Below are 13,194 nucleotides of genomic sequence, written 5' to 3' on the forward strand. Positions count from 1 at the left end.
ATCCTGCGCGGCTCTAGTCTGAGCCTGTGACTGCCCAGACCTTCGCTCCCGAGCGGCTGAAGGCTTTCGTCGATGCCGTCGTGGCGATCGCGATGACGCTGCTGATCCTGCCGTTGCTGGAATCGGTGGCCGAAGCGGCGAACGACGGCACCAGCACCGGGGCGTTCCTCGCCGGGCACCGCGGACAGATCGTCAGCTTCCTCCTCAGCTTCGTGCTGATCGCGCTGTTCTGGATGGAGCATCATCGGCAGTACGAACGCGTTCTTCATGTCACCTCACCACTGCTGTTCATCAATGCCGCGTGGATGCTGACGATCGTGTGGCTGCCGGTGCCGACGGCGATGCTCGGCCAGATGGACACGGACCCGCTGCAGGCGCTGCTGTACATCGGGACGCTGATCCTCACCCAGGCGGCGACCCTCGCGGGAAAGCTGTACCTGCTGCGGCATCCCGATCTCGCCGATTTCACTGCGGAGCGGCTTCGACGCGGCGCGATCGCGGATGTGGCGGCGATCATCCTGTTCTGCATCGCATTGCCGATCGCCGCGTGGGTGCACATCGTCGGCTACTACGCGCTGCTTCTTCTCGCGTTCTCGAGTCCCCTGGAGAAACTGCTCGAGCGACTGCGCAGGTAGGCTGGTCTCCGGCATCCACCCGTCTTTTCCTGAGGAGCACACGCATGGGCGCACACGACGCCGTCATCGAGATCCCGCGCGGCAGCCGCGTGAAGTACGAGGTCGACCACGAGACCGGGCGAGTGCACCTCGACCGCGTGCTCTACACGACCTTCGGCTACCCCGCCGACTACGGCTATTTCGACAACACCCTGGGCGAAGACGGCGATCCGCTGGACGTGCTCGTGCTGCTCGACCAGGCGCTGTTCCCCGGTGTCGTCGTCGAGGTCCGTCCCGTTGCAGTGCTGAAGATGAGCGATGAGGCCGGCGGAGACGACAAGCTCGTCGCCGTGCTGTCGAAGGACCCGCGCTGGGCGCACATCCAGGACATCGGCGACCTCGCCGAGTACACGAAGAAGGAGATCGAGCACTTCTTCGAGCACTACAAGGACCTCGAGCCCGACAAGTGGGTCAAGGTCGACGCCTGGGGAGACGCAGCCGAGGCGCAGCGCATCCTCGATGAGGCGATCGTTCGTGCCGGCGAAACCGCTCACTGAGCCGAGTCGACGTCAGAAGCCCTCGGCCGGCCTTCACGGCGGCCGAGGGCTTCTTCGTGCTCGACCTCAGACCGAAACGCCGCGTGCCGCCATGAAGTCGATGGGGTTGGTGTATCCGCCCCGGATGTAGACCTCGAAGTGCAGGTGGCAGCCGAAGGAGTTCCCGGTGTTGCCCGCATAGGCGATGACCTGACCGGACTCGACCCACTGACCGTTGCGCACCGCGAGCGAGTTGATGTGGGCATAGCCGGTGCCGACGCCGCCGCCGTGCTGGATACGCACGTAGTTGCCGTATCCGCCGTTCCAGCCGGCATAGTCGACGGTTCCGGCGTTGGCCGCGAAGATCGGCGCCCCGCAACCGTTGGCGAGGTCGACGCCGTAGTGGAATCCGCTGGAGCAGTAGCTGTTGCCGCACTGGACCAGGCGCGCGCCGTAGCCCGAGCTGCGCCGTCCGTCGTGCGGGCGCGTCCAACCTCCGGTGCCGCCACCGCCACCGCCGCCGCCGCCACCGCCGCCTCCTCCGCCACCGCCGTTGTTGTTGTTGTTGGCGGCCGCAGCTGCGGCGGCCGCTGCAGCGGCAGCGGCAGCCTCTTCAGCGGCCTTTTTTTCTCGAGCCTTGCGCTCTTCCTCGGCGACGCGCACGCCCTCCTGGTAGTCCGCGACGGTCTTCGCGGTCGTGTCCTGGAGCGCTGCGAGTTGTGCTTCGAGCGTCGAGAGGTAGGCCGTCTGCTCATCGAGCGCGGCCTGAGCCGCTTCGGCCGCCGCTTGAGCGGCGATCATCTTCTCTTCGGCCACCTTCTGCAGTCGGTCGCGCTCTGTGCGTGCGACCTGCGCCTGGTCGCTGATCGACTGCGCGGAGTTGCGGGCCGCGACAGCATCGTCGTAGACGGACTGGTTGTAGTCGAGAAGCTTGTCCATCGTGCCGAGTTTGGAGAGCAACTGATCGGCGTTGGCTGCGGATCCGGCGAAGAAGAGCTCGAGGGCGGTGTCGTCGCCGCCGTTGCGGTAGAGCTGTGCGGCTACCTGTCCTGCCTTGGTGGCGGACTCGTCTGCGATCTTCGCCTGCGTGTCGGCCTGCGCCTGGAGCTCATCGGCCTTCGTGATCGCGTCGAAGAACGCCTGCTGTGCGGCGTAATACTCGTCGCCGGCCGTCTTTGCCGCTGCCTGGGTCTCGGCGACCTTCTGGGTCAGCGCATTGATGAGGTTCTGGATGCGCGTGATCTCGGCGGCCTTCGCTGCCTCGTTGTTCTTCGCCTGCTGGACATCGTCCCAGCTGGGGTACGAGGCGGCGTAGGCGGCGTTGACGCCGGAGCCGATGCCGAAGGCGCTGATCGCTGCGACGCTGAGGACGCCGAGGCCGAGGGCGTTGCGCCGGGTGAGAGTGCTCTTCTGCCAGAAGGTGCGCCGCTCGGTGAGGCTCGGTGCGCAGCCGCACGAGTCTCCCGCTTCGCGCGCAGCATCCATCGCGGACTGCTCGTTCACGTGGCCCCTTCCACAGGTTTCACTCATGCCACAGTAGCAACATCTTCAACATCCGCAGCAGCAAATTGGGATGCCGTGAAGGGCAGGTGCCGTCGATCATCCTGCCGAAACGCCCGGGCGGAAAGGCTGCGTGCCCTCGATTAGCGTTTTGGTCAGATCATCCTTTATGCTTGAGCGTCGGCAAGGAAGTCCCCCGGGACACCCTTCGGCCCCATCGTTTAGCGGCCTAGGACGCCGCCCTTTCACGGCGGTAGCACGGGTTCGAATCCCGTTGGGGTCACTCCGTCCGATACAATTTAAAAGCATGGCCCTGTAGCGCAGTTGGTTAGCGTGCCGCCCTGTCACGGCGGAGGTCGCGGGTTCAAGTCCCGTCAGGGTCGCTCTAAGCGACGGGCCCTTTTTTCGAAGAGGGCCTTTCGTCTAGGTTGCGGCAGTTCTACGATTTGCCGCATGGCTCTGTAGCTCAGTTGGTAGAGCGCACGACTGAAAATCGTGAGGTCACGGGATCGACGCCCGTCGGAGCCACAAGGTGACCGTTACAGTCATCCTAGAAACCCTCGCCTAGCTTCTAACATGGCGGGGGTTTTGCTTTGCCCTGATGGGTGCCGGTTTCCGCACCTTTCTCTGGGACTGTTCCGGCTGGTCGTTGAGCGAGCGCAGCGAGTACTTTCCCTGCTCCACGACGAACAACTCGAAGGCAGACGCGTGGGGCGCACCTGGCTCGTCGACGAGACGTCGGTTGCCGCGCGAGCATCACTCGGCGTTTCAGCAGGACGACCATGGACCGCGGCAACCATCCGTCGCATCATGGGTGCGCTCTCGGACGGCGGCCGGCTCGGCACGCGTGACACCGGTCTAATCATGCGTACCAGCACCGACGAGCTCGCGGCGAAGATAGGCCAGGCGATCACGGTTCGCCGATACTCCACAAAGTGGATGGAGCGCGTGGCCGAGCACCTCACGCTTACCGGGGAGAGCGCGATCGATCGGATCACTACCGAGCCGGGGCGGCAGTTGCACGCCGGTGCCCGCGGTCTCCATGGATATGTTCGCAGCGGCGGCTCACTTCGTGCGCTTACGAGCGCTGCGCGCCTCGTCGAGGATTCGACTGGTGACGTTTTCGTCTACCGGATTCGCGACGATGCGTTCCCCTGGCAGGAGACGCCCGTCGCGCTCGTCGCAGCAGACTGCTTCCGATCGACGTCTACGCGCGTCCGATCAGTCGGAATCGACGCACTGGGGCAGATGAGGGCGCAATGGTTGACGAACATCGCCTGACGGACGTCGACATACTCCTGAACCTCGAAGCAATCGCCGCCGACGTCAGCGCTGTGGCCGGACCGCTCCAGCGCCTGGGCATGCGTCCCGTGGAGCCCCGTGGCCCCTTCCACAGATTCGCTCGAGGCGAAGATATCGTCGACGTCATGGTCACCAACCTGGCAGGCCCCGAGAGATGGATGTCGCGCCCCATCATGCGCGCCCCTGGTGCCACGCTCGCGCTGCAGGATCCCGACATCTACATCGTGAAACCGACGGCCACGACGTTCAGATCGCCGTTCCTCGCACACCGGCAGCACTCGTGCTCAAGGCCGCCACCTTCAAGAACGTGAGAACTTTCTATACTCATTCAAGGCTGGCCTCCGGCCTGCTGTGCGGGCACCACCGGACACAGGCTTACAGTTGTGGATCCGAACTATCGGCGAACCTGCGTCCGCTTTCAATGTCCTCGCTAGATCCCCCGTCCACTTTCAATCTCATGCCCATAATGTAGGTAGATCCAAATACACTTACATTGTGGACGTCGAACGCTTCGGAACCAGCCCTCTAGATGAGTGAGTCCGATTGGGTTTAGTGGTCGTAGGCGATGAGTGAGCGTTTGACGGGTGCTCCGATGAGCCAGTTGTGCCAGATTCCGGCTGCGAGGGCGAGGAGCCGTGCGGCGACGCGGGAGTAAACACCAGCGATGGTGCGTCCGCCGTGGTCTTCGAGGGTGAGTTGGCCTTTGAGCGTGTCGAACACGGACTCGACCCATTGTCGGATCCCGCCGAGTTTCCCGAACCTCGGTTTCTCGTCCTTGCGATCGGGACGGATCAGGTGTGCGCCGAGGTCCTCGGTGATGAAGGTTTCGAACTCGCGCCCGGCGAAGCCTTTGTCGCCGATGATGACTTGTCCAGGCTGGATGAGGTGGCGGTCGTGGTCGAGCATCGCTGCCGCGGCTTCGCGTTCACCGATCTTCGGATTCGCGAGTCCCCAGACCACGGGCATCCCGTCCGGTGTGCAGACCAGGTAGAGGCGGAAGCCCCAGAAGAACCGGGAATGTGAGGCACAGTACCCGTAGCCGGCGTCACCGGCAAGGTCGGAGCGTTTCACCGTCTCGCGGGACTTCCCACACGGCAGTGGGGTGGAATCGATCAGCCGGGTGACTTCGTTCCATGACGGGGTATCGCGGGCAAGCTCCGTGATCACCGCGGACAGCAGCCCGGTGGATTGGCGGACGCGCTTGCCCCACCCGGACTGGCCAGGCAGCGCCGGAAACATGCTCTTCAAGTGGGTGCGGGCGTATCGGATCCATTTCCGGTCAGAGGAGATCCCGAGCAGGTGCTGCGCGACGAGTAGACACAGCAGCTCGACATCGTTCAACGCGGGCTTGCGACCGGGGTGGTGGTCCCGGGTGAAGCCGATCGCGGGCAGGATCCGGTCATCGAGATGGACGTAAAGTGTGATCAGGAGGGTGTTGAGGTCGGTATTCACACATTGGGCTTAACACCCTCTGCCAACGATTAACAGCCTCCACGCCGTTCACAGCCAATCGGACTCACTCATCTAGGCTCCCTCACTCCCATCTCTGGCGTCGATGGACGCTTCAACCGTCCGTTCGAGCACTTTGCCTATGTCGCAGATCCGCTGACTGACGAACCACAACTCGAAGGTGCTACCTGGCACGCGGTCACTCGAGCCAGTCGAGCGCTCGCACGACTCGACCAAGCCTCACGCCAAGTCCCCAACCCACGACTGTTCCTCCGCCCTACGCTCCGCCGCGAAGCGCAAAGCACGTCCGCGCTCGAGGGCACGTTTGCCCCTCTTGAGCAGGTCTTGGCTTCCGACGCAACCGAGATCAGCGGGCGCAGCAAAGAGCTTCAAGAGGTCCTCAACTACATCGAAGCCGCCACCCTGGCATACGACGCGGTCGAGCAAGGACGCACCGTGAACGTCGGTCTTCTAGAGACAGTGCACGCCATCCTCGTTCGCGGCACCGATGCCGACACCGAGCAGGCCGGGCGAGTGCGCACATCGCAGGTCGCGATTGGGAGCCCGACCGGCGCCATCGAGGACGCTCGTTTTGTCCCGATGCCTCCAGGAGTCGCTCTAGGAGTAGCGGTTCAAGACTTCACACAGTGGATCAACCGAAGCGGTGCAGCACGCGATCCCATCGTTGCTGCCGCAATGGCCCACTACCAGTTCGAGACGCTCCACCCGTTCAACGACGGCAACGGGCGCATCGGTCGCCTGACGGTCGTGTTGCAGTTCATGACTGACGGCCTTGTCGGTGAGCCCCTGCTCAGCGTCTCACCCTGGCTTGAGGCGAGACGCGCGACCTACCAGGAGCACCTCGCGCAAGTCTCAGCCACTGGTGATTGGAACCCATGGATCGCATTCTTCGCAGAGGGGATCGCCGCGTCTGCCGAGGACGTAGCCCATCGCGTAAATCGGATACTCGCTGTTCAGGCACGCTACGTGCAGATTCTTCAAGGAGCGGGGGCACGTGGCGTTATTCGCGACATCGTTGACGCGCTGATCGGGGACCAAGTCATAACGGTGTCGCTCATGAGCGACCGATTCGGCCGAACGCCTCAGGCTGTATCACCAGCGATCCAGAAGCTAGTCGATCTTGGGATACTGTCAGGCCCGTACGGCACCTATGGGCGCCAATTCATCGCCGATGATATCTTTCTTGCCGTCACCGCGCCCCCCGGACGCGTACCGCTCCCTGATGATCCGCTTCGTCATGAGACTAACGATGAACCTTCTCGCCTCTGACGCATGATGAGCCAGGCACAAACAATTCCAGCGCCGGGGGCGCCGCTGCGACAGAGCAGAGCAACAGCACGGCGACGATGAGCGTGCCTACATCGATCGACAGTTCGTCAAGAGGCGAGTCCATCAAGGAGCCTCGTTGCAAGGCTAGCGACGATCGACCCTAGGGCCCCGGAAGCTGTATCTCCGGAGAAGGAACCCAGCCATCGCAACGCAGCAGGGAGTCTCGGATCGGAGACATCACGTCGTTCGATCACGTCGTCCACAACACCCACTGCACGAGAGAGCTTGGCCCGCGTCCCGGGTTCTGTGACTATCCCAATGAGACGTTCCGCCTCGAACGACAAGGCCGTCAGGTCACGCTCAGCGGCCTCCAAGTGATAGGAGAACGTACCGCTATTGCGCTGGTCGCCAGCACCAAAGTGAGCTGGCCCATTCACGATGATCCGTTCGGCGTGCGGCCCATACGCCTCCCCAGGAGTTTTGAGTTAGCCGCCCCGCAGTCGGCGGTTCCCCCATCAACAACTGGATCAGACCATACTCAGGGAGAACGATCTGCCCTCGCCGCACAAGGTCACGCGCAAGCTGGATCGCCTCTTGCGGCGTGACGCCATAGGACGCCCATGCCTCCCGAGTCATCGGGACATCTGTATGGGTGTCTCTCGCGATCGCACGCCAACTCATCAGAACGTCATGTCCGAGTTCCTCAAGCTGTTCGTCCGTCAATGTGGTCGCTGTCACCTGTCGGACTCGATAGGCGGCGCCGGCCCCAACTACTACAAGCAATAGGATCGGCAGGCCGATCGAAATCAATCAGGCACGGACCCTCCAAGATGACGAACTTCCGGACAGCCTACGCAGGCGCAGCTATCTGTGCCGGGTTCCGTGCCGGTAGCTCCACTGAAACCACTCCAAACCAGCCGTCACCAACGATGATATCTTCCGCGGAATCACGCGGCGAACGGCGACCAACGGGTACCCGCTACCCCACGGAATCCAACTGAAACTCGCGAGGTCACGGATCGACGCCCGTCGGAGCCGCTGTCCCTCAAGAGGCTTTTACTCTTGGGGGCCCTTTCAGTTAAGTCCTGGTCCGAGTAAAAGGTTGCCGTCAGGCGTCGAGCCCGGCTGTCGCCGTCGCGAGGTCGGCGACGACATCGCTCAGTTGGCCGGTCTTCTCGAGCACCGCACGCTGACGCATCGCGCCGTTGCCGCGAGTGAAGATCCGATCGACCTGCTCCTCGACACGCGCCTCGTCGCCGTTGTCGCGCAGCGCCGCACGAACGTGCTCGATGAGGTCGGCGACGACCTCGCGTGCGGCACGGGGTTTGAACGTTCGAGGATCGATCAGGTCACCTTCGATGCCGAACCGTCCGGCCTGCCAGCTCATGAGCCGAAGCATCGAGACGGAGATCGCCGGCGGGCCCTCGCCCTCGCGCCATTCGGCCGCGGCCGTGTCGACGAGGGCGCGGCACAGTGCGGCGATCAGCACGGTGTCCGCAGCATCCGGACACACATCGGCGACACGGATCTCGACCGTCGGGTAATGATGCGACAGCCTCGCATCGAAGTAGACCATGCCCTCATCGAGGATCGCGCCGGAGGCGATCATCGACGAGACGAGCTCGTGATACGCCTCGGCGCTGCCGAACACCTCGGTCGGACCGGCGGTCGGCCAGCGGACTATGGCCTGCGAGCGGAAACTCGCGTACTTCGTGTCCTCCCCCTGCCAGAACGGCGAGTTCGCGCTCAGCGCGAGAAGCACAGACAGCCAGCCGCGGATGCGGTCGAGCACTCCGACACCCTCCTCGTCCGATTCGATGGAGACGTGCACGTGGCATGCGCCCGTGAGCTGCTCGGTCGTCGTCAATCCGAAGTGCTCGACCATCTTCAGGTATCGAGGCTTGCCGACGATCGCGGCTCCGACCGGCAGCGGCGATGTCCCCGAGGCAATCACCCGAGCGCCCGCACGACGCGCCGCGGTGATCGCATACTCCCGCCACGCCCGCACACCGTCGCCGAGCGCGACCATGTCGGTGTGCGGAATCGTGTCGGTCTCGATCTGCTGCTGCTGGAGTTCGTGCTCGAGCGAACCACCTGGCGCGTCGTCGGGCGCGGCAGGCTCGGCGCCGTTCGCCGGCTCAGCAGGCTTCGCAGTCTCTTCCGCATACTGCAGGGTACGAGCGGCAACCGATCGCGGTCGCCCGCTCTCGGAATCGACCAGCAGCAGTTCCTCTTCAACACCGACGGTACGCATGCGCCCAGTTTGCCTGCACGGGGCGAAGAGAGAAAGCTCGAGGTGAGAACGAGAGGAGAATCGCATCGTGTGCAGATTGCTCGGCTACGTCACCACGCGCCCGACTTCGGTCGTCGACGTCCTCGGCCGTGAAGACTTCGAGACCTTCACCGCCCTCACCGAAGTGCACAGCGATGGCTGGGGCATGGCATGGCACCGCTCGCTCGACGCGCCGACCGAAGCGGTCTCCTCGGCGCAGAACGCCTCGGTCGATCCCCAGTACAGCTCGCTCGCAGAGCAGGCACTCGGATGCTGCGGCCTCGTGCACCTGCGCTGGGCGACGGGAGGTCTACCGGTGTCGCCCGCGAACACCCACCCGTTCACCGATGCCGGATACGCATTCGCCCACAACGGCCACATCGCACCGATCGCACACCTCGAAGAACAGCTCAGCACGGCGTCGCGAGCGAAGCTCATGGGCGACACCGACAGCGAGCGCTACTTCCGCCTCATCATGCAGTGCATCGCCGAGGCCTCCGGCGACGAGGCGCAGGGCGTCACCCGCGCGCTCGAGATCCTGGTGCGCGAGTTCCCGAACTCGAGCCTCAACGCGCTCCTTCTCACGCCGACGCGGCTGTTCGCGATCCACATCAACAGCCGCGTCGATTCGCCCGTCGAGTCCCTCCGAGAGCTCTTCGAGTCGGATGAGGCGATGCCGGCAAGTCACGCGACCGAGTACTACGCGATGGACTACCGCATCACCGACGACGCCGTCCACGTCATCTCCAGCGGCCTGGACGCCGAGGGATGGACGCGGATCCCCGAAGACACCGCCGTCATGATCGACCTCGCCACCCAGGAGATCACGCGACTTCATCCGGTACCGCTCGCGTGAGCGTTGACGGTACACACCGCACCGCCGCATCGGGCACGATGGACACATGACTGACGGGTACGACGCCGGGTTCCTGGCCACACCGCTTCCGATCCCCCGCCCCGTTCTCGACGTTCGCGAACTCACTTATCCGCGGTTCTCCGTTCTGGTCGAACCGCAGCGCCGACTCGCCGCAGTCACCGGCGTCAACATCGACGGCGCCCGGCTCGTCGATGTGCCGCGCACCGGCGATTGGCGCCTCGATCCACGGCTCCCGGCAGACGAGCAGACCGGTCCGGATGTGTACGCGCGAAACGACCTCGATCGTGGCCACCTCGTGCGCCGCCGCGACCCCGGCTGGGGCGCGCCCGCTGAGGCTCGAGACGCCACGGAGGCGACGTTCTTCTACCCGAACGCAGCGCCGCAGGCGGCCGGCTTCAACCAGTCCAAAGAACTCTGGCTCGGTCTCGAGGATCACGTCCTCGAATACGCCGAGACCACCGACCAGCGCGTGTCCGTCTTCACTGCGCCGGTGCTCGCCGATGACGATCCGCCGTATCGCGGCATCCGAATCCCCCTCCGCTTCTGGAAGATCGCCGCATGGCAGGGCCCGACCGGGCTCGCGGCGACGGGCTTCATCCTCGACCAGTCCGACCTCGTCGACACCTCCGAAGGGATCCTCGCCGCACCGCCGCTGGGAGCGTTCCGCACCTTTCAGGCGCCGATCGCAGACATCGCCGACATGACCGGCATCGATTTCGGCGCATTGCCGGATGCCGACGTGCTGGCGGCGCGGACCGTGCGCCCCGACGCCTGGCGCACACTGGACACCGCGGGCGACGTGCTCCTGTGAGCGCGCGCCCTCCCCTGCCCGCCGGCGCAACCCGGCGCATCGAACTGACCATGCACAAGCCGTGGTTCGCCCTCTACGCAGGCGTCAGGCCGACGCTCGTCATCGCAGGACGCGGCCAGCCGACGCAGTGGGGCCCCGGCACCTGGCAGGTTCCGTCGGACGCGTCCGTGACGCTGGGGGTCTATCTCTTCAACAGGCTCTGGCGCTTCGGCGAGGCCGAGATCGTCCTCCAGCCCGACCATGAAGCAGCGCTCGAGTACCGCGCGCCGGCATTGCCGTTCGTTCGCGGCCGCCTCCGCCTTCGTACCCGCTCCGGCGCGCCGCAGATCCCGCAGGGGTGACGCCCAGGCGCCTCCTCGACACAATGGAGGTATGTCCCCCGAACGTCAGTGGAGGTTGTTGACTTCCGTCCGTCGCGCCATCCGCACCGATCCCTCGAAGGTCGCACTCACCGAGATGCACCCCGTGGTGGGTGAGACGGTCGTCGTCAAGATCCTCGACCTCGCATTGCGGATCGGGGAATCGATGTTCGCCGTGGGGGCATCGGCGCACGACGTCACCTTCGCGATCACCCGCGTCGCCCGCGTGTACGGCCTGACCGGGGTGCACGTGGAAGTCACGTTCAACGCGATCAACGTCTCGTACCACCGGGGTGAGGAGGACTGGCCGACCACCCTGATGCGCGTCGTGCGCGCGGCGTCCCCCGACCACGCGAAGCTGCAGCGTCTCCAGGCGCTGGTCGTCGACATCACCGAGGGCTTGGATCTGGATGCCGCGCGGATGGCGTTCCGGATCATCCGGCGCACGCCGTTCCTGTACCGTCCGCTCGTCGTGATCATCGCCAGGGCGCTGCTCACCGTGGGTGTCGCCATCCTGCTCGCCGCATCGCCGATCATCATCCTGCTGACCTTCATCGCCGCCTTGTGCGCTGCGTTCACGCAGGCCGGCCTCGCGCGACTGCAGGTTCCGTCGTTCTTCAGCCAGATCGCCGGCGCGTTCGTCATCACCGTCATCGCGACGGCGACCTCCGCGCTCGGCGCCGCCGGGATCGCACCGTTCGATCAGGTGCAGCCGTCGATCATCGTCGCCTCGGGCATCGTGCTGATGCTCTCCGGTCTCACCGTCGTCGGTGCCGCCCAGGATGCCATCGACGGATTCGCCCTCACCGCGGGCGGCCGCATCCTCGACCTCACGATGCAGACGGTCGGAGTCGTCCTCGGCATCCTCATCGGACTCGAACTCGCGCGACTCGTGGGCTTCAGCATGGCGCTGCCCGACGACATCCTGCCGTTCGGCAGTCTCGCCCACCAGATCGCCGGCTCCATGATCATCGCCATCGCGGTCGCACTGTTCAACGGTGCAGGGGCGCTGATCATCCTCGTCAGCGCAGGGCTGAGCGTGATCGCGATCGTCGGCTACAACCTCGCGATCCTCCTCGACATCCATGAGGCTGCGGCGAGCGGTGTCGGCGCGCTCATGGCGAGCTTCATCGGCATCCTGATCGCCCGGAACTTCCATGTCCCGTCCGTCGCCGTCACGACGGCGGCGATCGTCCCGCTCGTACCCGGTTCGGCGGTCTTCCGCGGCCTGCTCGGAATGGTGGACTCGAACGGCACTGCCGAGGGGATGCTGGTGAGCATCAGTCCGCTCGTGCTCGCGGGCTCGATCGGCATCGGCCTGGCCGCGGGCGCATCGCTTGGTCTGTACCTCGGCACCCCGTTGCGCGAGACGCTCGCCAGCGTCGCGAAGTCGCGCGCCCGCGTACGGCGCTGATCGGCCGCCTCAGCCGCGGCTGCGCCCGACATAGACCGTGTTGGACGAGACCCCACCTGTGACCGGGTTGTCGAAGTCGACGACGTGCGCCGCCGTGGCGTCGAACACGGCGTTCATCTCGACCATGAAGTCGTCATCGGGCGGATCATCCGACCAGAGGGCGAAGACGCCGCGCGGCGCGAGATGGCGGTCGAGTGCCCGCAATCCAGCGGCGTTGTAGAGGTCTGCGTGCGTCGGGTCGAGTTGGTGGCGCGGGGAGTGATCCACGTCGAGCAGGATGGCTGAGTACCCGCCGCGGCCTTCCGCGGGCTCCGACCGCATCACGGCGAAGAAGTCGTCCTCCACCAGGGTCGTTCGCGCATCGGTCACGAGCGCGGTCGACGCAGGCAGCAGCTTCCGCTCGTGCCAGTCGATCACCGCACCGAGCCGGTCGATCACCGTGAGTTCGCGTACGCGGTGGTCCCGCAGCGCGGCGACTGCAGTGTACCCGAGGCCGAGTCCTCCGACCAGGACCGTGAGTTCGTCGCCCTCGACAGCGGCCAGCCCCAGGTTGGCGAGCTCTTCCTCCGCCACGGTGAACAGGCTCGACATGAGGTACTCGTCGCCGAGCTTCACCTCATAGATCTCCCGGCCCACCGCCGGCTCGGTGCGGCGGCGCAGCATGAGGTCGCCGATCGGTGTGGGCTGCCAGTCAAGTTCTTCGAACCGAGTGATCACTGCGGCGTCCCTCCGTCATGCCCCACCCTATCCGCACCGGCAGATCCGGATCG

General features: G+C 65.0%; 13 protein-coding genes and 3 tRNA genes. 12 read left to right on the plus strand and 4 right to left on the minus strand.

From position 1 onward, the window contains the following. Positions 1-26: 26 nt before the first annotated feature. Together JF52_RS0104770 and JF52_RS0104775 are read left to right on the plus strand one after the other, a co-directional pair. Entirely contained in the window at positions 27-635 is a 609-nt protein-coding gene (locus JF52_RS0104770; protein WP_033105246.1) for a TMEM175 family protein, read from the plus strand. Positions 636-679: 44 nt separating this feature from the next. Continuing rightward, positions 680-1,171 carry an inorganic diphosphatase gene (locus JF52_RS0104775; RefSeq protein WP_033105247.1) on the plus strand — a complete coding sequence of 164 codons (492 nt, stop codon included), beginning with the start codon at positions 680-682 and terminating at the stop codon, positions 1,169-1,171. A gap of 66 nt (positions 1,172-1,237) precedes the next feature. On the opposite strand, the gene JF52_RS0104780 is transcribed toward JF52_RS0104775, so the two are convergent. After that, positions 1,238-2,653, minus strand: a complete 1,416-nt coding sequence (locus tag JF52_RS0104780; protein ID WP_235272322.1) for a M23 family metallopeptidase — start codon at positions 2,651-2,653, stop codon at positions 1,238-1,240. 207 nt (positions 2,654-2,860) lie between these two features. Here JF52_RS0104780 and JF52_RS0104785 point away from each other — a divergent pair. The 5 genes from JF52_RS0104785 (at position 2,861) to JF52_RS0104805 (ending at position 4,263) form a co-directional block, all read left to right on the plus strand. Then, positions 2,861-2,933: transfer RNA gene (locus tag JF52_RS0104785), tRNA-Glu, on the plus strand. Between the two features lie 26 nt (positions 2,934-2,959). After that, positions 2,960-3,033 (plus strand) — tRNA-Asp (locus JF52_RS0104790). 72 nt (positions 3,034-3,105) lie between these two features. After that, positions 3,106-3,178 (plus strand) — tRNA-Phe (locus tag JF52_RS0104795). A 180-nt stretch (positions 3,179-3,358) separates the two neighbouring features. After that, positions 3,359-3,931: a hypothetical protein gene (locus JF52_RS0104800; RefSeq protein ID WP_033105248.1), complete on the plus strand. Its 573-nt coding sequence runs from the start codon at positions 3,359-3,361 to the stop codon at positions 3,929-3,931. Further along, a complete protein-coding gene (locus tag JF52_RS0104805) occupies positions 3,910-4,263 on the plus strand; it encodes a hypothetical protein (RefSeq protein ID WP_033105249.1) in 354 nt (117 codons plus the stop codon). The genes JF52_RS0104800 and JF52_RS0104805 overlap by 22 nt, the downstream gene beginning before the upstream one ends. A gap of 238 nt (positions 4,264-4,501) precedes the next feature. Here the strand turns inward: JF52_RS0104805 and JF52_RS0104810 are convergent, their stop codons facing one another. After that, positions 4,502-5,404, minus strand: a complete 903-nt coding sequence (locus JF52_RS0104810) for an IS982 family transposase (protein ID WP_018023038.1) — start codon at positions 5,402-5,404, stop codon at positions 4,502-4,504. Positions 5,405-5,557: 153 nt separating this feature from the next. Here JF52_RS0104810 and JF52_RS0104815 point away from each other — a divergent pair, with 153 nt between their 5' ends. Beyond that, the gene (locus JF52_RS0104815; protein ID WP_235272362.1) at positions 5,558-6,691 is read left to right on the plus strand and encodes a Fic family protein; all 1,134 of its coding nucleotides are present in this window, start codon (positions 5,558-5,560) and stop codon (positions 6,689-6,691) included. A 1,108-nt stretch (positions 6,692-7,799) separates the two neighbouring features. On the opposite strand, the gene JF52_RS0104820 is transcribed toward JF52_RS0104815, so the two are convergent. Beyond that, positions 7,800-8,945 carry a glutamate--cysteine ligase 2 gene (locus JF52_RS0104820; protein WP_033105250.1) on the minus strand — a complete coding sequence of 382 codons (1,146 nt, stop codon included), beginning with the start codon at positions 8,943-8,945 and terminating at the stop codon, positions 7,800-7,802. A 67-nt stretch (positions 8,946-9,012) separates the two neighbouring features. Here JF52_RS0104820 and JF52_RS0104825 point away from each other — a divergent pair, with 67 nt between their 5' ends. From JF52_RS0104825 to JF52_RS0104840, 4 genes are read left to right on the plus strand one after another with little or no spacing between them, the layout of a single operon-like run. Then, on the plus strand, positions 9,013-9,819 hold the full coding sequence (locus JF52_RS0104825) for a class II glutamine amidotransferase (protein WP_160175024.1): 807 nt from the start codon (positions 9,013-9,015) through the stop codon (positions 9,817-9,819). A 46-nt stretch (positions 9,820-9,865) separates the two neighbouring features. Then, positions 9,866-10,651, plus strand: coding sequence for a DNA/RNA non-specific endonuclease (locus JF52_RS0104830; protein WP_033105251.1), 786 nt, complete (start codon positions 9,866-9,868; stop codon positions 10,649-10,651). Continuing rightward, positions 10,648-10,992 carry a hypothetical protein gene (locus JF52_RS0104835; protein ID WP_234000375.1) on the plus strand — a complete coding sequence of 115 codons (345 nt, stop codon included), beginning with the start codon at positions 10,648-10,650 and terminating at the stop codon, positions 10,990-10,992. Before JF52_RS0104830 ends, JF52_RS0104835 begins: the two co-directional genes overlap by 4 nt. A gap of 31 nt (positions 10,993-11,023) precedes the next feature. Then, on the plus strand, positions 11,024-12,424 hold the full coding sequence (locus tag JF52_RS0104840; RefSeq protein ID WP_033105252.1) for a threonine/serine exporter family protein: 1,401 nt from the start codon (positions 11,024-11,026) through the stop codon (positions 12,422-12,424). Between the two features lie 9 nt (positions 12,425-12,433). On the opposite strand, the gene JF52_RS0104845 is transcribed toward JF52_RS0104840, so the two are convergent. After that, complete coding sequence (locus JF52_RS0104845) at positions 12,434-13,141, minus strand: polyamine aminopropyltransferase (RefSeq protein ID WP_033105253.1); 708 nt, start codon at positions 13,139-13,141, stop codon at positions 12,434-12,436. Positions 13,142-13,194 lie beyond the last annotated feature (53 nt).

The sequence above is a fragment of the Microbacterium profundi genome (assembly GCF_000763375.1).
Lineage (GTDB): Bacteria > Actinomycetota > Actinomycetes > Actinomycetales > Microbacteriaceae > Microbacterium > Microbacterium profundi.